The following is a 19,498-nucleotide window of genomic DNA, read 5'->3' on the forward strand; positions in this document are numbered from 1 at the left end:
TTTATATCCGGTGATTATTTTAGGCTAATTATTTTCTCAATAGTTTGACCTGCGGTCGCACCTTGTTGTGACTTCTCAATCCAGTGCCATTGTCCCTGCTGCATTCTCAAAAAATTTGAGCAACGGGTGCCATAGGCCGGACTCTGGATAAAAGTCGAAGACAGCAGCTGTTCCATTTCAACCGAGATGCCGGTATCTGGCAGAAGTTCAGGAATCACCTTGCGCTCATCTTCCAGAATATCCCAGACTGCATGACATAAATCTGCTTCTGCGATCTCCTCGTATTGCAGCATCGGTAAAAACTCCTGGGTAAAGCGTTTACGTAAATGTCGGGTCTTGTACCAGTCTTCGCTCATCAGGCCATTCGATACCACATAGACGCCATGCGCCAGTACTTGTGGTACTTCACCACGATTGCTCATATACACCGCCTGATTCTGATCCCCCATAAACAGGTTAAAGCCAGCATAGTCACACTGGTGTTGTTCCATATCTTGGGCAAAACGAATCGGCGTTAAGTCAGAATCTAAAAAGTTCTGGATGATATGTCCACGTGAAGTCGGATAATACCCTTTGTCCTGTCCATCACGAAAATTGGTAATCACCGCCCAGCGACCGGAAGCCGTAATACCCATCCAGGTACCGCCCGACTGTAAATCTTGCCCGGCAATTATCGGACTATTCTCCCATTCATGCAGCCCCTGCGTAGGACGCTGATAGAACTCATCCCGATTCGAAATCAGACATAATGGGCTCTGATCCAGAACCTTCCAAGCCAATGCCACGATACACATAATTTACGCTCTCGATCTTTACACATTGAATGTACAACATTTTTCTTTGCTTTAAGCTAAAATCTGTGCAAAACAGAATCACAAGGAACAGGAATGCTCACCTATCCCAATATTGATCCCGTCGCGATTTCGCTCGGGCCCTTACAAGTCCACTGGTATGGACTGATGTACTTACTGGCATTTTTATTTGCTTGGGGATTGGCGACGTTTCGCGCCAAACAACGTGGCTGGACACCGGATATGGTGTCTGACCTGATCTTCTTCGGTGCACTCGGTGTGATCATCGGTGGCCGTGTCGGTTATGTCTTCTTCTACGGTTTTTCCCAGTTCCTGGCCGATCCTTTATGGCTGTTCCAGATCTGGACCGGCGGTATGAGCTTCCATGGCGGTTTCCTCGGGGTCATTCTGGCCATGTTGTGGTGGTGCAAGAAATATAAGATGACCTGGTTCCAGACTCTGGATTTTATCGCACCTTGCGTACCGACAGGCTTGATGTTTGGCCGAATTGGTAACTTTATTGGCGGCGAACTGTATGGCCGTCAGGTCACCGACCCAAACTTTGCCTGGGGCATGATCTTTCCGACCGATCCGCTGCAACTGGTTCGTCATCCATCTCAACTCTATCAGGCACTATGTGAAGGCCTAATCCTGTTTATTGTACTGTGGTGGTTCAGCTCGAAGCCACGTCCACGTATGGCAGTTTCTGCGCTGTTCCTGATCGGTTATGGCCTGGCACGTTTTGTGGTTGAATTCTTCCGTGAGCCGGACAATGGCCAGCTATTTATTGGCTGGATGAGCAAAGGACAATTCCTGAGCCTACCAATGATCCTGATTGGCTTGTGGATGATGTGGTATGCCTATCAGAAGAAAATATATGACTGGGGTCCAAACAAAAATAGCTGAAAAAATTGCGTAATTTAGCGGGGCAACAGCCTCGCTTTTTTATAGTCAAAATATGCTAAAGTGCTGATTATCTCTTCTATTCTTTCATCATTATGCTTGAGTTCTGGTTTAATCCGCAGGTATCTGTTCTCAAAAAACTGTTGATCTTTATTGTGATTGCAGCGACAGCTGCAGGCTTGTACTGGATGGAACCACTGCCCTTAGATTCGATTTTGATGTTTGTCGGTACCGGCATCATTTTTCTGATCTGCCGTTACTGCAAAATCCACTTTGCCAGCAAAAACCCGACCGGTTTGCTGTATAGATTACTGACCTGGATTCCAATTGCCTTATTGATTGCTTTAGTTTTTATGAATATGCAACAGGGTGAAATCCTGATTCCGGGTGCACAAGGCATTGCCTTTATGGCACTGGCAATTTGTCTGTTTTCACCATTGTCGCTGCTCAATCAGAACTCTCAGGATCCAGAGCCACCACATGCTTGAATTTTGGTATTCGGAACGCTGTAGCCGTCAAATCAAACTCATTGTCATCATCGCGACCTGTATTTTGATTTATGCAGCATCGACTGTGGCCCAGTTAGGTCCGATATTTGTTGGGGTGAGTTTAGCGATTGGAATTGTTGTGCATTTACTGCACCATTTCCGCCTAAAAATCTCAAAATCCAATCCCTATGCAAATGGCTTTAGCGCCTTGAGCCGGGTGATTCCCATCATTGCCTTAATTACCCTGTTTGGCTATTTGCCTGAACAGCACCAACAATGGGGCAAATTTGCCTGGGGTCTGCAATGTCTTGGCTTTGCCGCGATTGGATTATTTATCGTTTCAATCTATGAAAGCCGTGCGAAGCGTTTTGAGGACTGATCACTTCGCAGTATTTTCTTAGAAGTAAGTTTCCAGACGATAGTAACTATAAGTCACGTTTTTATTGCGATAAACCGCATGATCTCGCTGTTTGAAATCCGATACCCAGGCACTACCTGAATAAGCCGCGATATGTCCATATTTATGTCCCTGAGTACGGTCAATAATATAGATATCGCCTTTTTTCGGCCGATCAAAAGAAGCATTAATTTTCTTATAGCCCAGCTGCATCAGGGTACTTCCCCAATCTGCCGCTGCGACTGGATGGTTCACAATTTTCGCACCAGAGGATTGCAGACCGACACGAATACTGCGCGCACATTTCTGTGTACTGGTATTTCGGGTAATGCCTTGCAGATAACTGGTAAATTTCTCGATATTGATACGATGGCCATTGCTTACGCCTGAAGCATTACGGACAGTGGCTTTGTGGGATGACTTTTTAGGTCTTTGCTCCGATTGGGAACGCACCATGATATTCGCTTGGACAGGAGCATATACTTCGCTCATGTTTACTTGATGATCATAGATCATGCCTTACCAACCGCTCCTCGCCTGTAATTTAGGCTTTCATATTGTTAACAAGCCGAGAATACTAGTCGTTTAAATGTTATCTTTCACATTAAAAATGTAAATAAATTTGTCTATTTTTGCGGCATTCAAATTAAGCCGTTCTTTCTAATACAGTTACAAAACCCATCATCTTTGCAAAAAAAATGTAAAGCAAAGCCAACTTCGATGCCTTGCAAAGCTTTTTTAGCCTGAACTATACAAAATGAGTCCTTATCTTTTTCTACTCAAACGTGTGGATTTAATCTGTAGCTCGGCCATTTTCAGATAACATTTCACCACATGATTACATCATTTTAAGCTTTACCGCCTGTATTACACTGATGCGGCATTTTTAAACCTTGAACTAAACTTTAAATATTGAACTAAACAGAGAAGAAAAATGAGTCAGACTTTAAGTACCGTTTCAAATTTTAATTTAGAACAATATTTAAGTACCTGGTATGACATTGCACACTTGCCGATGAAGCGCCAACCTGAAGACAGCACCGATATTTCTGCGGTATAGAGCTTGAATGAAAATGGCAAGGTGGATGAAGCCATTGCTGAAGCGATCATTGTCGATGCAGAACATGCCAAGCTTGAAATCAGATTTTTACCTGAAGGCTTGCATGGGATCCCGTTTACCAAGGGCGATTATTGGGTCTTAAAAATCGATCCGGATTATCAGACGGCACTCGTGGGCGAGCCGAATAAAGAATATTTATGGTGATTACATCGCGACACCAGTCTGGACGAAGCGACTCAACGCGAATATTTAAGTTATGCAGCACCCTTAGGTTATGATCTGTCTGATCTGATTCATACCGTCCATACGGGCCATAAAACCGCTTAAACTGCAATCAAAAGACCTCTATCAGGAGGTCTTTTTTATTCTCAATTTGGGCGATGAAAGCTCATCAAAAAATGCTATGATGTGCGCAATTTAAATTGTCCCTTTCGACAGAAAATTGATTATAAAATAATCCGTTCTGCTGTTAAAACGGCAATTTTCAACAGATTCAAATAGAGAGAACTATGCGCCAATATCTTGACCTTTTACAACATATCCTCGACAACGGCGGCGATAAAGGCGACCGTACCGGTACAGGTACACGTTCGGTATTTGGTCATCAGATGCGCTTTGATCTTTCCCAAGGTTTTCCTTTACTCACCACCAAAAAAGTTCATTTCCGTTCTATCGTGATTGAACTGTTGTGGTTCCTGAAAGGTGATACCAATGTTCAGTATTTAAAAGACAATAAAGTCTCGATTTGGGATGAATGGGCGACCGCAGAACAGACTGCACGTTTTGGCCGTCCTGAAGGCGAACTGGGTCCAGTTTACGGCCATCAATGGCGTAATTTTGGGGCCAGCAAGAATGCAGACAATAGCTATAATCAGGACGGTTTTGACCAGATCAAATGGTTGATCAATGAAATTAAAACTAATCCGAATTCGCGTCGTCTGATCGTGTCCGGCTGGAACCCGAATGAAGCGGGTCAGGTCGCCTTACCCCCTTGCCATACCCTGTTCCAGTTTTTTGTGCACAATGGCAAATTGTCTTGTCAGTTGTATCAGCGCAGTGCCGATGTATTTTTGGGTGTACCATTTAATATTGCCAGCTATGCTTTGTTGACGCATATGATCGCGCAAGTCTGTGATCTGGAGGTTGGTGACTTTGTCTGGACTGGTGGCGATACCCACTTGTACAGCAATCATTTTGAACAGGCACAATTACAGCTCAGCCGTGAGCCACTCGGCCTTTGTCAATTAAAACTAAATCCCGAGATTAAAGACCTGTTCGATTTCAAATTTGAAGATATCGAAATTGTCGGTTATGAATCTCATCCAGGAATTAAAGCCCCTGTCGCTGTTTAATTTTCTTTATTATAAAGTTCCCCCTCCTCCTAGGAGAGGGCTAGGAAGAGGTTTTTTACCACGCGTGAATCGCCACCTCCTTTCAAAATATATTCCTAGCCCTAAAGCATGAAGGCAATCAATATAGATTTTTAACCTTTCTTTCGTACCAGTAAAAAATTACACGAAGGACTTTGGGCTTGATAAGAAGGATTCAATACATGTCATTTCAATATTTAGAAGTTGTACACGTCGTTGCCATGGATCAGCAGCGTTGTATCGGCAAGGGCAATGACCTACCTTGGCATATCTCTGCCGACCTGAAACACTTCAAGGAAATCACCCAAGGCGGTGTGGTGGTGATGGGTCGCAAGACACTAGAATCGATGGGACGTACCTTGCCTAAACGGGTGAATTGGGTCATTACCCGTGATCCAGACTGGGCATTTGCAGGCACCAAAGTCGCTTATAGCATTGAAGATGCGCTGAGTCAGGCCGTTGCAGATGTAAAGGCTTCAGAAAAACCCGAAACCATTTTCATCATTGGTGGCGGTGAAATCTTTAAACAGACCATGAATATTACAGACCGTCTAGAACTGACGCATGTCGAACTGGATGTACAGGGCGATGCCTATTATCCAGAGATTCCAGCGGAATTTAAAAAGGTCGCCGCCGAGCAACATATCGACGACAAAACCGGCATTGCTTTTGAGTTCGCAACCTACAGAAAATAAAACCTATTTCTCATGAAAAAGTGATGATGCAGGGACGCGAATATATTTCCAGGCACTGGAGTCTGTGGCTGCTGGGCAGTCTGTTTACTTTATTCGTCATTCTGTCGAGTTTGTGGCTCAGCCTGATGCTTTGGGTGCATCAACCTATTGGAAAAATCGGCAGCTTGATGCTGATTGGACTCTGGCTGACCTTTGCACTGGTCGTTCTCGGGATTTATTTCACCCGGCATCTGATCTCCCGCCAAGTGGATAGCGTTCTTTATCTTCTGGCCTTTTTATTCTGTCTGCTGGGATATTTCAGTCTGGAAGCGCGTCAGGATCGAGAGTGGAATCCTGAGGTTTCCCAGCTTCTGCATTATGAGCAGCAAGGCGATCAGGTTACCTTACACAATATCCGCAACTTTGACTGGCAGGCCGATGGTCGCTATATCGAACGCTGGGAAAGCCGCAGTTTTGATCTGAATCAGATTACTGGCGTGAACATCATTACTTCCTACTGGATGGGGCCTAAAATTGCCCATACCCTGGTCAGCTTCGATTTTGCCAATCAAAAGCCACTCACCTTCTCGATTGAAATTCGCAAGGAAAAGAATGAAGAGTTTTCAGCGATTGGTGGCTTTTTCCGAAAATATGAACTGAGTCTGGTCGCATCGGATGAAAAGGATATTGTCTATACCCGTAGCAATGTCCGTGGTGAACAGGTCTATTTTTTCCCAGTCAAAATGCCGCAAGCTCAGGCTAAAGCGCTATTCAAGGAATATCTGCGTCAGGCCGATGAACTGGCCCAAAAGCCAAAATGGTACAATACCCTGACCAGTAATTGCACCACACTAGTCTTTGATATGGTTCAGGCGATATCGCAACAACAGCTACCCTCAGATTACCGGTTGCTTGCCTCCGGCTATTTACCGAATTATCTCTATGATCTTAAAGTACTGGAACAGTCTTGGGATATGCACACCTGGTATCAACGGGCACATGTCAATCCACGGGTAGAACGCACCGCTAATCTCTCCAGTCAGGACTATTCACGCCTGATCCGGCAGGGCCTACCAAAACCCGACATGCAATAACTGTGTAGCAAATCCACTTCAATAAAGATACAAAATCAACTGGAACCTTGATCATTTTTTTGTTTATATACAAACAGCTAGTCAATGATCAGAGTATCTCTCATGCTAAAAAAATTAACTGCAATCGCGATTCTAGGCTCGGTTTTAACGGTCATGGGCTGCGAAACTGTACCCAATACAGCCACGACACAAACCGCGAATCATTTACAACTTTTGCAAAATCGTATCTGGATTGCAACCCAGATTGGCAATACTGAAATCAAGACGGTGCCAACCGCACGCAATGTTCCGAGTCTGCAATTTGATGCCAGTACCCAGCGCGTTTCAGGTTCAGATAGCTGTAACCGGATTATGGGCAGCTACACAGCAGCAAAAGACACGCTGACCCTGAGCCAGATGGCCACTACCCGTATGGCCTGTATGAACAACGATCAGCTTGATCAGAAATTTAATGAAGCTTTAGCCAAAGTGACTCATTATCAAGTGTTTGGTAAAACCTTAAAATTACTGGATCGCCATGGAAATCTCTTGATCCAGCTGGAAAGTGCTGTTCAGCCGCGTTAATACTTCCCTACAAAAAGCCTGTATGGACAGGCTTTTTTATCTTTCATACTGATGAGCTGGAATTTAACCATCAGCCCGATTGAGTTATTTAATTGAATGAGGAATCAACCATGCAACAGGCACTTTTCGGTGGGGGATGCTTTTGGTGTACTGAAGCCGTATTTTTACAGATTCAGGGAGTTCAGCAAGTCGTCAGCGGTTACGCAGGTGGGCACACAACTCAGCCAAACTATGATGATGTCTGTGGTGGCAATACCGGCCATGCCGAAGTCATTCTGATCGATTTCGATGAAAACCAGATTAACTATAACCAATTGCTCGATGTCTTTTTTGCGACCCATGATCCAACCACATTAAACCGTCAAGGCAATGATGTCGGCACCCAGTATCGTTCTGTGATTTATTATCTGAATGATGAACAGCAGCAACAGGCGCAGCAGGCGATGGATGCCCTGAAAGCCGATGGCATCAATGTGGTAACTGAACTGAGCCCTGCCCCGACTTTCTATCCGGCGGAAGACTATCATCAAAACTTCTTTGCCAAGAACCCGACCCAGGGCTATTGCAATTTTGCCATTCCGCCAAAATTGAATAAATTACGCAGCAAATTTACGACCCTATTAAAAACCCATTAAGATTCACGAAAAATGGGCATAAAAAAAGCGACTGCAATCAGTCGCTTTTTTTATTATCTAAATCTTAGTTATCGGTTGCAAAAGCAATATCGCTGAGTCCGGCTCCACTCGCACGCGACATGACTTGCGCCACCGAGTCATAACGTGATTCTTTATCCGCTTTCAACACAATAGTCGGCTGACGTTCAGCTTGGCCCGCTTCATTAAAACGGGTTTCAAGCTGCTCTAGCGTCAGTACATCGCCATTCCAAGCAATGTCACCTTCGGCATTGATGCTGATCGTGACATTTTCAGGCGGCAGATCGATAATCTCCGCAGTAGTTTGTGGCAAGGTTAATGGAATTGATGGGTTCGCAACGGTCGCTGTCACCAGAAAGATGATCATCAATACCAACATAATGTCGATGAGGGGAATGAGGTTCATCTCATTCATGCCTACATCGTTGTCTTCACCCAGTTGAAAAGCCATTAAGCTTGACCTCCCACGAAACTCTGTTGTGTTACTTTTTCATCAGACTTTTTTGCAGCAGATTCCTGTTGCAGCATAGTATCAATCAGCAGACCATGTGCCTGATCTTGTAACTCGTGTGCCAAACCACGATTAGCACGGACACAGATGTTATAAGCCAGTACCGCAGGAATCGCGACTGCCAGACCTAAGCCAGTCATAATCAATGCTTCACCGACTGGGGTTGCCACTTGTGCCAGACCAGCCTGACCACTTTTACCAACAGCAACCAACGCATGGAAGATGCCCCATACTGTACCGAACAAACCGACAAATGGTGAAATTGAGGCAATCGTACCCAGAACTGATACACCTTTTTCGGCATTGGCTTTTTCTGCTGAAATCTGGCGTAACAGTGCCTGTTCTGCCACTGCCTTACGCTGTTCAAAGCCCAAAGGAGCCAGTTTGGTTTTCAGTTGTTCCAATGCTTTAGATAACTGAGCATAGGCAATCTGTTTCAGCTGGCGAGTGCCCATCAAACGCAGCACAAAAATGGTCCATGTCGCGATCGACATTGCCAATAACACGAAATACAGCGTTTTACTGACTGCATCAGCGTGTTGCCAATAAACTGAAAAGTTCATATTCGAACTCCTAATGGGTGAGCCGTTATTTAACCTGAAAATCGAAAGGCTGTTCCACGCGTGTTGGATAAGCCACACCATTTTCAACATATTTGGTGAGTTGTGCACGACGTACCGCTGCTTCTACTTTGCGCGTTACCGCCGGGCTACAACTTGAATTTCGTGCAGTTGCAGAGACTACTTTACCCTGCTCATTCGCTGAAACATCTACTACCAGTGAACAGGCTGATTTTAATTCACCTGCAGAGAGTGAGACTTTTGGTGAACGCTGCCAGGACACGCCCCCACCAATCGATACACTTTTCGGGGATGGCGGCGCAGCAGGTGCTGGCGGTGTCACAGGCGCAGGTGGCGCGACCGGAGCAGGTGCCGGTTTAATTTTAGTTTCAGTGACCACTGTCGGTACAACCGGACTTGGGGTTGGTTTTGCTTCAACTGGTGGTGCTTTAACCACTTTTGGCGCTTCAGCCTTTTTCACCTGCTCGATTTTTTCTACTTTTTTCGGTGGTGGTGGCAGCGGTTTATCGACAATTTTGACTTCTTTAGGCTTAGGCGGCTCTTTTTGTGGCTCGGCCTTCGGCTTTGACGGTAAAGGTTTTGGCGCTTCCTGGAGTTTTACAAAGCGCACTTTTAAGGGTTGCTTATCAATGGGTGTCAGCTCAGGTGCTTTCATCTGGCTGATCGCATATAACACACCCACATGCCCAATCAGTACAGCCGCCACGATAGAGATGACTTTCTTTTTCATCTGATTTGGCGGTGTAGGCATTTGGGGCGCAGCAACTTGACTCATTAAATCTATTACCTTGAAGAGATGATGTGGAACAAACTATCAAGCTCATCGGTTAGCACAATTAAAGTATGCCAATAATAAATGAGAAGTGTTTTCATTTGCAACCGCTAATCCTTCCTTTGACTGACTTTTTTTGCATCAAAACAAAAAAGGCACACTAAAAGTATGCCTTTTTAAAACTCAATGCAAGTCTTATTGGAACACGACAGTCTTGTTACCATCGACAATAATACGGTCTTCCAAATGCCATTTTACCGCACGGGCCAATACATTACGTTCCACATCCTGACCGAGTTCACGTAACTGCTCAACGGTAAAGTCATGGTTCACGCGCTCCACATCCTGCTCGATGATCGGACCTTGATCCAGATCAGCAGTCACATAGTGTGCAGTTGCACCAATCAGCTTCACGCCTTTTTCATAGGCCTGTTTGTACGGATTGGCACCTACGAAAGCTGGCAGGAAAGAATGGTGAATGTTGATCACTTTCATTTCCCACTTGCTGACAAATTCTTCATCCAGAATCTGCATATAACGCGCCAGCACCAACAGGTCATTGCCCTGCATCAACTGGTCGATTTCTGCATAAGCTTCAGGTTTGTTGTCTTTGGTCACCGGCACAACTTCGAATGGAATGCCAAAGTTTTCAACTGCTTCGCGTAAAGTCTCGTGATTCGACACCACTTTGGTAATTTCACAAGGTAGGCCACCACGCGCATGACGCCATAACAGCTCAAGCAAGGCATGATCGACTTTAGACACCAGAATACCGACTTTTTTCACGTCACTGACCAGAGCCAGACGCCATTGCATGCCATAGCGTTCTGCCACATTCGCTGCAAAAGTCTGGGTAATACTTTCTTTGCGACTTTGAAGATTATCTAATTCAAATTCAACGCGCATGAAGTAACGTCCGCCCTGCGCTGCTGTCGCATATTGGTCAAGCGCAGTAATGTTGGCACCTTGATGATACAAGAAGCTCGAAACAGCCTGCACGATGCCCGGCTTGTCTTCACAAGTAATCAATAAACGTGCGGTGTTAGCAGTCGTCATATTCATGTTGGTTTAAGTCACTAATCAGTTAAATTAAAAAATAAGCCGAGTATTCTAGCGCGTTTCTTGGATATTCTGAATAGTTTGTTCAGATTCAGAATCTTTAGACGACGACAGGCTGGCAAAAAGTTCCGAAGAACCCAAACTATTCAATAAACCTTCATAGGTTTGACGACTTTCACCACGTAAATACGCCCCTTCCAGGAATACCATCTGGCGCAGTGCCTGCCAGACCCATTTTTCTTCCAGGGTATTGGAATCGGTCAGATGACCTGACATATACAGGAAATTGGTCCAGTTGGTCAGTACAATCCACAGGTTAATGATCAGTGCTTCAATTTCTGAATCGGTCATGTCCATCAGGCCTGCATTGACAAAGCCCTTATAGATTTTCTGGCCCTGCTGCATGACCTGCCCGGCAAAGCGTGGATACATCTTGCGAAAATCTTCGTTATTTTCTACCAGATGATAGACATCACGATGCAGGAAACGGTAAGCCCATAACTGGCTGCTCAGTACCTGAAAATAATGCACCTTGTCATTGGCATCCAGCGCACGGTCATCCGGCAGCGCCAGCATTTCCAGGGTCTGGTGCTGGTACTGTTCCATCAATTCTTTAATAATTTCATTTTTATTGCGGAAATGATAATACAGGTTACCCGGGCTCATGCCGAGTTCAGCCGCAATGTGATTGGTGGTTACCGATCGTTCGCCACGCTCGTTAAACAGCTGCAAACTGAGCTGCAAGATACGCTCTTTAGTTTTTAAGGTTTTGGTTTGGGACATCCTAAAATAACCATTCAGTTCATGCATTAGCAGGCTAACACACAAAGTCACTTGACTAATTAGAGTATTTGCTCTAAAAATTAATTAATCGATTTTTGAATAATGGTAGTGCGGCATGAACAGTCACACAAAAACAACATCAATGACACCACATTTTTTTGATAGCCAATATCTGAATGAAGTCTTGGCGCAACAAAAACACGCTTACTTACACTACCCTCTGCCGACTGCAAAGGAACGTATCGATCGTTTAGCTCGACTTAAGCGTATCTTAGTTAAGTATCAAGATCAATTTGCTGATGCAATTAATCAGGACTATGGTAACCGTTCAATCGGGGAAACCAAGATTGGTGAACTGCTCACCTGTCTGGAACATATCAAATATTACAGCAAAAACCTGACCCGGTGGATGAAACCCTCCAAGCGTCATGTCGGCATTATTCATCAGCCGGCTAAAGCCTGGGTACAATATCAGCCTTTAGGCGTGGTTGGGATTATCGCACCATGGAACTATCCGCTGTTGTTGTCGATTGGCCCCCTGATTTGCGCACTGGCGGCCGGCAACCATGCCATGATCAAAATTTCCAGTGCATCCGCTGCCTTTGGTGAAGTTTTAGAAAAAGCTTTGGCTGAAGCCTTCCCTAAAGAATTGGTCGCTGTGGTGAATGGTGGCGGTGTGATTTCAGATGCTTTCTGTCGTTTGCCTTTCGATAAACTGATTTTCACCGGCTCAACTGCAGTCGGTAAAACCGTCATGGCAGCCGCTGCCGAAAATCTGGTGCCGGTGATTCTGGAACTGGGCGGTAAATCGCCAGTACTGGTGCATCCATCGATTGATCTGCGCGATGTCGCGCAGCGGATTGCGGTGGGCAAACTCTGGAATGCCGGTCAGACCTGTGTAGCGCCAGACTATATGTTCCTGCCTCTCGGAAAAACTGCCGAGTTCATTGATCACTTTAAAGCCTGTGTCGAAAGCATGTATCCGGATATCACCCATAATCAGGATTACACCTCGATTATTAATGTCAAACAATATAACCGTCTGCAAGGCTATCTGGATGATGCGCGTGAACAGGGTGCGCAAGTCATTGAAATTAATCCGCGTAGTGAAAACTCGGCTGATCTGCGCAAGATTGCACCGACCATCGTGACCAATGTCACCCCGATGATGCAGATCATGCAGCATGAAATCTTTGGCCCACTGTTACCGATCATGGAATATGATCAAATTGACGATGTCATCGACTTTATTAATAGCCGTCCACGTCCACTTGCTTTATACTACTTCGACTTTGATCAGGCGCGTGCCGATTATGTCGCACAGCGTACCCATTCAGGGCATTTCGGGCAAAATACGGTACTGACCCATGTTGCGCAGGACGATCTACCATTTGGGGGTGTCGGTGCATCAGGTATGGGTAAATACCATGGCCCAGAAGGCTTCTTCAGTTTGTCGCATGAACGCTCAGTAATGTCGAATCCAAAGCTGTACAGCTTGAAATACATTCTGCCACCGTTCAATAAACCGATTCACAAGCTGATTTCGAAGACACTTCTCCGCTAAATGATCAAGGCATGAGCTATCGATATAGTTCGTGCCGCGTTTTGACGAAAATCGCTTGTCTTTTAAGCGCATTTTTGATATAAAACGCCCCTTGAATGATTTCAATCCGTTTATTTTTGACTGGCCATACAGATTTGCTGTTGGCTAAATCAATGGAGTTACACCATGTCTAAGGTTTGCCAAGTTACCGGCAAGCGTCCAGTCGTTGGTAACAACGTCTCACACGCCAACAACAAAACTAAGCGCCGGTTCGAGCCGAACCTGCACCACCACCGTTTCTGGTTAGAAAGCGAAAAACGTTTTGTACGTCTTCGTTTAACCACTAAAGGTATGCGTATTATCGACAAATTGGGCATTGAAAAGGTTGTTGCTGACCTACGTGCTCAAGGTCAAAAGATCTAAGGAGTCTGAACCATGCGTGATAAAATTCGCTTAGTTTCTTCAGCTGGTACAGGTTATTTCTATACCACGACTAAGAACAAACGTACTATGCCGGAAAAAATGGAAATCAAAAAATTTGATCCAAAAATCCGTCAACACGTAATCTTCAAAGAAGCTAAAATCAAATAATTTTAGTTTCTTTAAAAAAACGACCTTTGCGGGTCGTTTTTTTTGCACTTTTTTTATCCGACTTGATAAACTTTCTGCATGTTTTGGCACTTTTTGTGCTTATTTCCCAGCAAACCTAGCTAAAGGAGTATTTAGTGCCACATGACGTAGAGCTCATTATATTACTGGCTGTTGGTTTTGGCTTAGCTTTGGTCTTTGGCTATCTCGCTGCACGGCTACGTCTCCCCCCTTTGATCGGCTATCTCATTGCCGGCATTCTGATTAGTCCCCACACGCCCGGTGTGGTCGGTGATATTCATCTGGCCAACCAGTTGGCAGAATTAGGCGTCATGTTCCTGATGTTTGGCGTCGGAATGCATTTTTCCCTAAACGATCTGATGCAGGTACGCCGGATTGCCCTGCCTGGTGCGATTTTACAGATTGCAGTTGCCACCTTGCTCGGAATCGGAGTTTCGATGCTGTGGGGCTGGAGCTTTGGTTCAGCGCTGGTCTTCGGCCTAAGCCTGTCCTGTGCCAGTACCGTGGTTCTACTCAAAGCCCTTGGTGATCGTGGCCTGCTCGATTCGATCAATGGCCGGATTGCTGTTGGCTGGTTGCTGGTCGAAGATCTGGTTATGGTCTTGGCGCTGGTACTGTTACCTGCCACTGCGGTACTTTTAGGTGGGCAGGCGCTGGAAGGCGCAAGCGATGAGAATATCTGGCTTACCTTAGGGATTACCTTACTTAAAGTCGCAGGCTTTATTGCCTTCATGCTGATTATTGGTAAACGCTTGATTCCGATGATCATACAGGTGGTGGCACGTCTGGGTTCACGTGAGCTGTTTACCTTAACAGTGGTGGCTGCTGCCGTCTCGATTGCCTTTGGTGCCTATAAGATCTTTGGCGTGTCGATGGCACTGGGTGCTTTCTTTGCCGGGATGGTGGTGAAAGAATCTGATTTCAGTCATCGTGCCGAAGAAGAAACCTTGCCACTGCGTGAAATTTTCTCGATTTTATTCTTTGTCTCCGTCGGCATGCTGTTTGATCCGCGCATCCTGCTGGAACAGCCTTTACATGTACTGGCCGTGGTCGGGATTATCATGATTGGTAAAACTATTGCCGCGATGGCACTGGTGCTGTTCTTCCGTTATCCGATCAATACCGCTTTGACCGTCGGTGCTTCTCTGGCACAGATTGGTGAGTTCTCCTTTATTTTGGCTGCACTCGGTGTTTCGCTCAATCTGCTTTCGCTGGAAGGTCAAAACCTGATTCTGGCAGGTGCCTTAATTTCGATTACGCTTAACTCCTTTATCTTTTCCGCGATTGAGCCGGTACAGAAATGGATTCGGGAACGCTCTACTCTGGCCCGCTTACTGGAACGCAGTGGTGACCCTTTGGCAATGTTGCCGGATGAAGTCTCACAGGATTACCTGCGCGATCAGGTGGTCATTATTGGCCATGGTGAGGTGGGACGTCGCATTACCCGCTCATTGATGGAAGAAAACATCAAGGTGGTGATTGCCGAAGAAAACCGTGATATCGTCGAAAACCTACGTGAGAAAGGCATTGCTGCGGTTTCTGGTATAGCCACTGAAGCCGGAGTACTGATTCAGGCACATATTCAGCATGCGCGCTTACTGGTCATTTCGCCTATGGATATCATCGATATTCATAAAATTGTCGACATTGCCAAGACCTTGAATCCACAAATTCAGGTACTGGTCTGTGCAGAAAGCAAGGAAGAAGCTGAAGCCATTCGTCGGGATAATATCGGTGCGGTTTATTATGCCAAAGAAGAAATGGCAAAAAATATGAGCAATCATATTTTGAACCAGATTGAGATCGCGCATCAGCATACGCCTTCTCATTAAAGTTTTTCTTTTAATCAACACCAAATAAAAAAGTTGTCGGATCTGGCAACTTTTTTATGGACATCAATATATCTCCGAGCCAAAGATTTTATTAACTCACTGGCTTCAGACTGCTCATGACCCAAATTTTAAAATAATGATTTTTCATCTTCATTTTAAATGAACGTCTTTGTGATACTTAAAATCTGCCTAATTTAATAACCTATAAAACTCAAAAAGCACACCAATAGTAGTGTGCTTTCTAAATAAATTTCAACAATTAACTCATATACTTTGGTTCTTCATCCACAACTTCAGCCTGCCACTCATTGACCTGCTGTTCCAGCAAACCATAGAGTGCTGCCTGAATCATCTGTTGCGCAATCACGGGCGTCTGCTCTCCAAGTAGAGCTTTCACCTCATCATTAAATTGAATCATGACCAAAGGCTGTTTATGTGAGCCTGCATTGCGTAGAGCCAACGCGCCACCTTCAAGTTGAACGAGTTCTAAAATCGCGTCTTGATTACCAAATAAATCTTTCAACTGTTCTATAGACATATATCCTCCATGTTCAACATGGTGGCAAAGCGCCGGGTGCACTTTGCATCATTAGAGTAATTGATATAGGGTTAAAAATTGCAATTTCAAGTACAGCCGATCCGATTAAAATTCAATCATCTCATTACGAAAACCATCAATTAATTGCGTCAGGTCACGATGCCACTCCCTCAATATAGCAGTATCAGGTAACCATGCTTGTGGAGACTGTGTGACTTTAATGATGAGATTTGAGGAGGTTTCGTCTTCAGGTTCTGGGGTACTTGGTTCGGGCGCATACTGGCACAGACGATAAGCACGTTTCAGTTCCGCAATGAAACCGCTCTTGGACAAATGTTGCAATACCGCCACTTCTGGCAAAATCTGGCCTTTGGCCGCCATCAGTTCTTCGATCGATTTTAGCGTCGGATGAGGATCATTCAGGCGATAGTAACGCACCAGTTCCTGTAAAAATGCTAACAAAGCACCATGCAAATGAAACACAGTTGCTTCACGTTGTGCCTGAGCCTGTTGTACATGTTCGGTTTGCTCTGCTTGCTGGCAGGATAGACGGGCGAAATACAGTTTTTGATTGGTACGGTCCGCATGATAGCGAGCAACACGGGTCATCGAGATTTCCTAAGGTTTAAAACAAATTTTGGCTTTTATAAAGTAAAAGGTTCGCCTGCATTTCGCAATCAAAAGATGTTCGGACTGAATCCATCCAGCACTGAAATTCAGAGCATTGAGCTGATTGAACAGCTACGGCAATGCTAAATTTCGACCATAAAAAAGGAGCCTATCAAGTGCTCCTTTTTTGAGTTTAAGCCTGAGGCTTATCTTCTGCGGCTTTCACGCGGATCCCATGTCCGTGCAGGCGTAAAGTGTTCAGGCCTTTAATGGCTTTGACTGCTTCACGGCCATGTGGCATTTCTACAAAAGCAAAACCTTTTGATTTGCCTGTTGCTGCATCAAGCACCAAAGTACAGGTCTCCACTGTGCCATATTCCTGGAACAGTTTCAGCAATTCGGCTTCTGTGACCGTACGTTCTAAATTACGAACTAAAATTTTCATCTTACAACCTTAAGAAGATAGGCAAAAAATATCAAAAAGCACGCGCCTACTCTACTTTTTGCATGAAACAACTTTGCTATAGTTTAATCGAGATCAATCCCAAAATCTAAATTAATCGACTTGCGTTCAATCAGGGCACTTTTTACCGTTTGCTGCCGGGTCTTGTAATGGGTTTCTGTGGTGCATAAATGCCGGGTGAGATCATTCAGGAAATAACTTTCGACTTTACGCCCCTGCTCATCGACCGTTTCCCGCGCCCAATGATTCAGGTTCTGTTTGGTCAGAATTAATTCATTTTTTGCCCGGGTCAACGCCACATACAGCACACGACGTTCTTCTTCGACATCATCAAAATCACCTTGAGCACGCGCATGCGGATAATTCCCCGGCGTCACATTGGCTACATAACAGACATTTTGCTCGGTGCCTTTGGCCGAGTGAATGGTGATTAAGGTCACCACATCATGATCCGACTGGCGCTCGATTTCCGAGATTGACACCGGATCCAGTACATATTCCTCTAAAAACTCACTCAGCTGCGAATGCTTGGAGGCCAGCTGTTTGACCAGTTCAAAATCACTCTGGCGACGTGGCCAATCCTTTTTATAGTTTTCCGCCAACTGCGATTCAATCGCCTGAATCGCAAGACCGACACAGGCTTGCACTTCGCCTTTGAGCACACTCATCTGCTGCATGATCAGAATGGTTTCTAATGGTATCTTGCCAAATTTTTCCAAATTATCTGCAATAGCTTCCATTTCCGGTTCAGCCAATAACTGCTGCGATAGCTTACTGGCACCCACATCACCAACACCATTCCACAGGGTCAAGAAACGCATCCAGGCGATATCATCCAGCGGATTGGCGACTACGCGCAGCATGCTGAGCAAATCTTTGACATGCGCCGTTTCCAGCAGCTTCATGCCACCAATAAAGCGATACGGCACATTAGCCGCGATACAGGCTGCCTCAATATGCCGTGCGGCAAAACTGGAACGAACCAGCACCATATGCTCGCCCCACTTACTACCTTGCAGATAATGACGCTCTTTAATATCAATCGCGATCCATTTGGCTTCATCAAACTCATTCGGGAAAATATGCATGCGCGGCTTTACACCTTCTCCGCGATACGCTTCCAGACGTTTGTCATATTTGATTTCAGACTGATCGAGCAGCCAGTTGGACAGATCCAGAATTTCCTGGGTCGAGCGGTAGTTTTTTTCTAATTTAAAAATCTGCGCATCTGGCACACGCTCTTTGAAATGGTGAATATTTTCAAAGTCTGCACCACGAAAACCATAAATCGACTGCGCATCATCACCGACACAGAACAGGCTAATCTGGTCTTTCAGTGGCTCCAGCAAAGCCCATTGCAATGGATTGGTATCCTGCATTTCATCGACTAGCATATGCCGGCAGATCGAAGCGACATAGTCGACCAGACCTTCGGACTGTGCCAGCGCCGTGGCAACTACCGCCAGAATATCGTCATAGTCCAGAAAGCTGCGCGCCTGCTTACGTGCTTCGTATTCTTTCATGATTTCGGCAATCTGGTCTTTGAGAGCCAGATATTCCGGCATCTGTTTTTCCAGTGCCAGACTAAGTTTTTGCCGGGTATTCCGTGCAAAAGAATACAGGTCACATAGTTCCTGAGGCTTAGGTAAATGATTGGGGTTTTTCTTGTCATCACGACCGCGAATCAGGCGAAACATCATCAGCTGGTCATCACGATCAATAATCGAAAACTGTTCAAGGCCAAAAGCTTTCGGAATACGGCGCAGCAGATACATACAGAAGGTATGAAAGGTCGAGGCTCGCAGCCCCTTGGCTTGTCCACCGAGTGCCAGTTCGACACGCGCCACAATTTCACTGGCTGCCCGGCGGGTAAAGGTCAGAATCTGAATCTGGTTGGCAGGCACGCCCTGTTCAATCAAGTAAGCTGCGCGTGCCACGATGGTTTTGGTTTTGCCACAACCTGCCCCGGCCAGCACCAAACTGTGTTTTGCTTCTGTAGTCGCTGCTTGCTTTTGTTGGGGATTTAATTCATCAATCAGGGTGGCTAAACTCATTTTCACTTATCATTTTGTGGATGTATGTAGTTTAACAGATCGCTTCCAGAATTATGGCTTTTCAGTTGCCCTGACACTGTCTCCAATTTTATTTCCTGATTTGATATTAGCTAACGACAGGGCGTGCTGGATTACAGGAGAGAGAAATAC

At 45.3% G+C, this 19,498-nt stretch carries 25 protein-coding genes; 14 read left to right on the forward strand and 11 right to left on the reverse strand.

The genetic code is table 11. From position 1 onward, the window contains the following. Positions 1–14: 14 nt before the first annotated feature. Positions 15–794, reverse strand: coding sequence for an NRDE family protein (locus NI470_RS03340; RefSeq protein WP_253147717.1), 780 nt, complete (start codon positions 792–794; stop codon positions 15–17). A gap of 93 nt (positions 795–887) precedes the next feature. On the opposite strand from NI470_RS03340, the gene lgt reads away from it, so the two are divergent. From lgt to NI470_RS03355, 3 genes are all read left to right on the forward strand, one after another. Beyond that, positions 888–1,697, forward strand: coding sequence for a prolipoprotein diacylglyceryl transferase (gene lgt, locus NI470_RS03345; RefSeq protein ID WP_004278424.1), 810 nt, complete (start codon positions 888–890; stop codon positions 1,695–1,697). 92 nt (positions 1,698–1,789) lie between these two features. Further along, positions 1,790–2,182 carry a hypothetical protein gene (locus tag NI470_RS03350; RefSeq protein WP_005103145.1) on the forward strand — a complete coding sequence of 131 codons (393 nt, stop codon included), beginning with the start codon at positions 1,790–1,792 and terminating at the stop codon, positions 2,180–2,182. Continuing rightward, positions 2,175–2,561 carry a hypothetical protein gene (locus NI470_RS03355; RefSeq protein WP_085064498.1) on the forward strand — a complete coding sequence of 129 codons (387 nt, stop codon included), beginning with the start codon at positions 2,175–2,177 and terminating at the stop codon, positions 2,559–2,561. The genes NI470_RS03350 and NI470_RS03355 overlap by 8 nt, the downstream gene beginning before the upstream one ends. Positions 2,562–2,579: 18 nt before the next feature. Here the strand turns inward: NI470_RS03355 and NI470_RS03360 are convergent, their stop codons facing one another. Continuing rightward, positions 2,580–3,095 carry a CHAP domain-containing protein gene (locus NI470_RS03360; RefSeq protein ID WP_085064497.1) on the reverse strand — a complete coding sequence of 172 codons (516 nt, stop codon included), beginning with the start codon at positions 3,093–3,095 and terminating at the stop codon, positions 2,580–2,582. Positions 3,096–3,513: 418 nt separating this feature from the next. On the opposite strand from NI470_RS03360, the gene NI470_RS03365 reads away from it, so the two are divergent. The 7 genes from NI470_RS03365 (at position 3,514) to msrA (ending at position 7,976) form a co-directional block, all read left to right on the forward strand. Then, positions 3,514–3,639 carry a lipocalin/fatty acid-binding family protein gene (locus tag NI470_RS03365; protein ID WP_005245940.1) on the forward strand — a complete coding sequence of 42 codons (126 nt, stop codon included), beginning with the start codon at positions 3,514–3,516 and terminating at the stop codon, positions 3,637–3,639. A gap of 3 nt (positions 3,640–3,642) precedes the next feature. Continuing rightward, entirely contained in the window at positions 3,643–3,843 is a 201-nt protein-coding gene (locus NI470_RS03370) for a lipocalin family protein (RefSeq protein WP_005250658.1), read from the forward strand. Positions 3,844–4,148: 305 nt separating this feature from the next. Then, positions 4,149–4,991, forward strand: coding sequence for a thymidylate synthase (gene thyA / locus NI470_RS03375; protein WP_004278429.1), 843 nt, complete (start codon positions 4,149–4,151; stop codon positions 4,989–4,991). Between the two features lie 200 nt (positions 4,992–5,191). Further along, complete coding sequence (locus NI470_RS03380; protein ID WP_253147718.1) at positions 5,192–5,704, forward strand: dihydrofolate reductase; 513 nt, start codon at positions 5,192–5,194, stop codon at positions 5,702–5,704. 23 nt (positions 5,705–5,727) lie between these two features. After that, on the forward strand, positions 5,728–6,777 hold the full coding sequence (locus NI470_RS03385) for an Lnb N-terminal periplasmic domain-containing protein (protein ID WP_004647416.1): 1,050 nt from the start codon (positions 5,728–5,730) through the stop codon (positions 6,775–6,777). A 102-nt stretch (positions 6,778–6,879) separates the two neighbouring features. Then, complete coding sequence (locus NI470_RS03390; protein ID WP_004647415.1) at positions 6,880–7,341, forward strand: META domain-containing protein; 462 nt, start codon at positions 6,880–6,882, stop codon at positions 7,339–7,341. A gap of 110 nt (positions 7,342–7,451) precedes the next feature. Next, positions 7,452–7,976 carry a peptide-methionine (S)-S-oxide reductase MsrA gene (gene msrA, locus NI470_RS03395; protein WP_004647414.1) on the forward strand — a complete coding sequence of 175 codons (525 nt, stop codon included), beginning with the start codon at positions 7,452–7,454 and terminating at the stop codon, positions 7,974–7,976. 64 nt (positions 7,977–8,040) lie between these two features. On the opposite strand, the gene NI470_RS03400 is transcribed toward msrA, so the two are convergent. The 5 genes from NI470_RS03400 to NI470_RS03420 all read right to left on the reverse strand — a co-directional run bounded on the left by NI470_RS03400 (position 8,041) and on the right by NI470_RS03420 (position 11,700). Further along, positions 8,041–8,445, reverse strand: a complete 405-nt coding sequence (locus NI470_RS03400; RefSeq protein ID WP_004278434.1) for an ExbD/TolR family protein — start codon at positions 8,443–8,445, stop codon at positions 8,041–8,043. Continuing rightward, positions 8,445–9,068: a MotA/TolQ/ExbB proton channel family protein gene (locus NI470_RS03405; protein ID WP_005250649.1), complete on the reverse strand. Its 624-nt coding sequence runs from the start codon at positions 9,066–9,068 to the stop codon at positions 8,445–8,447. The genes NI470_RS03400 and NI470_RS03405 overlap by 1 nt, the downstream gene beginning before the upstream one ends. Positions 9,069–9,093: 25 nt before the next feature. Continuing rightward, entirely contained in the window at positions 9,094–9,861 is a 768-nt protein-coding gene (locus NI470_RS03410) for an energy transducer TonB (RefSeq protein ID WP_004647411.1), read from the reverse strand. A gap of 192 nt (positions 9,862–10,053) precedes the next feature. Continuing rightward, positions 10,054–10,920, reverse strand: a complete 867-nt coding sequence (gene purU, locus NI470_RS03415) for a formyltetrahydrofolate deformylase (protein WP_004278437.1) — start codon at positions 10,918–10,920, stop codon at positions 10,054–10,056. A gap of 48 nt (positions 10,921–10,968) precedes the next feature. Further along, positions 10,969–11,700: a TetR/AcrR family transcriptional regulator gene (locus tag NI470_RS03420; protein ID WP_180082934.1), complete on the reverse strand. Its 732-nt coding sequence runs from the start codon at positions 11,698–11,700 to the stop codon at positions 10,969–10,971. A gap of 115 nt (positions 11,701–11,815) precedes the next feature. On the opposite strand from NI470_RS03420, the gene NI470_RS03425 reads away from it, so the two are divergent. The 4 genes from NI470_RS03425 to NI470_RS03440 all read left to right on the forward strand — a co-directional run bounded on the left by NI470_RS03425 (position 11,816) and on the right by NI470_RS03440 (position 15,684). Then, positions 11,816–13,264, forward strand: a complete 1,449-nt coding sequence (locus tag NI470_RS03425; RefSeq protein ID WP_004278439.1) for a coniferyl aldehyde dehydrogenase — start codon at positions 11,816–11,818, stop codon at positions 13,262–13,264. A 165-nt stretch (positions 13,265–13,429) separates the two neighbouring features. Next, complete coding sequence (gene rpmB / locus NI470_RS03430; RefSeq protein ID WP_000048256.1) at positions 13,430–13,666, forward strand: 50S ribosomal protein L28; 237 nt, start codon at positions 13,430–13,432, stop codon at positions 13,664–13,666. 12 nt (positions 13,667–13,678) lie between these two features. Next, a complete protein-coding gene (gene rpmG / locus NI470_RS03435) occupies positions 13,679–13,834 on the forward strand; it encodes a 50S ribosomal protein L33 (protein WP_001205031.1) in 156 nt (51 codons plus the stop codon). 134 nt (positions 13,835–13,968) lie between these two features. Beyond that, entirely contained in the window at positions 13,969–15,684 is a 1,716-nt protein-coding gene (locus NI470_RS03440) for a cation:proton antiporter (protein ID WP_253147719.1), read from the forward strand. A 259-nt stretch (positions 15,685–15,943) separates the two neighbouring features. On the opposite strand, the gene NI470_RS03445 is transcribed toward NI470_RS03440, so the two are convergent. The 4 genes from NI470_RS03445 to NI470_RS03460 form a co-directional block, all read right to left on the reverse strand. Next, a complete protein-coding gene (locus tag NI470_RS03445) occupies positions 15,944–16,222 on the reverse strand; it encodes a hypothetical protein (RefSeq protein ID WP_004278462.1) in 279 nt (92 codons plus the stop codon). Between the two features lie 105 nt (positions 16,223–16,327). Then, on the reverse strand, positions 16,328–16,831 hold the full coding sequence (locus NI470_RS03450) for a DUF6586 family protein (RefSeq protein WP_253147720.1): 504 nt from the start codon (positions 16,829–16,831) through the stop codon (positions 16,328–16,330). 193 nt (positions 16,832–17,024) lie between these two features. Next, positions 17,025–17,276 (reverse strand): RNA recognition motif domain-containing protein, encoded by a 252-nt coding sequence (locus tag NI470_RS03455; RefSeq protein WP_004729489.1) that lies wholly within the window; start codon positions 17,274–17,276, stop codon positions 17,025–17,027. A gap of 83 nt (positions 17,277–17,359) precedes the next feature. Next, complete coding sequence (locus tag NI470_RS03460) at positions 17,360–19,348, reverse strand: ATP-dependent helicase (RefSeq protein WP_253147721.1); 1,989 nt, start codon at positions 19,346–19,348, stop codon at positions 17,360–17,362. Positions 19,349–19,498 lie beyond the last annotated feature (150 nt).

Source organism: Acinetobacter lwoffii, from assembly GCF_024129115.1.
GTDB lineage: Bacteria > Pseudomonadota > Gammaproteobacteria > Pseudomonadales > Moraxellaceae > Acinetobacter > Acinetobacter lwoffii_T.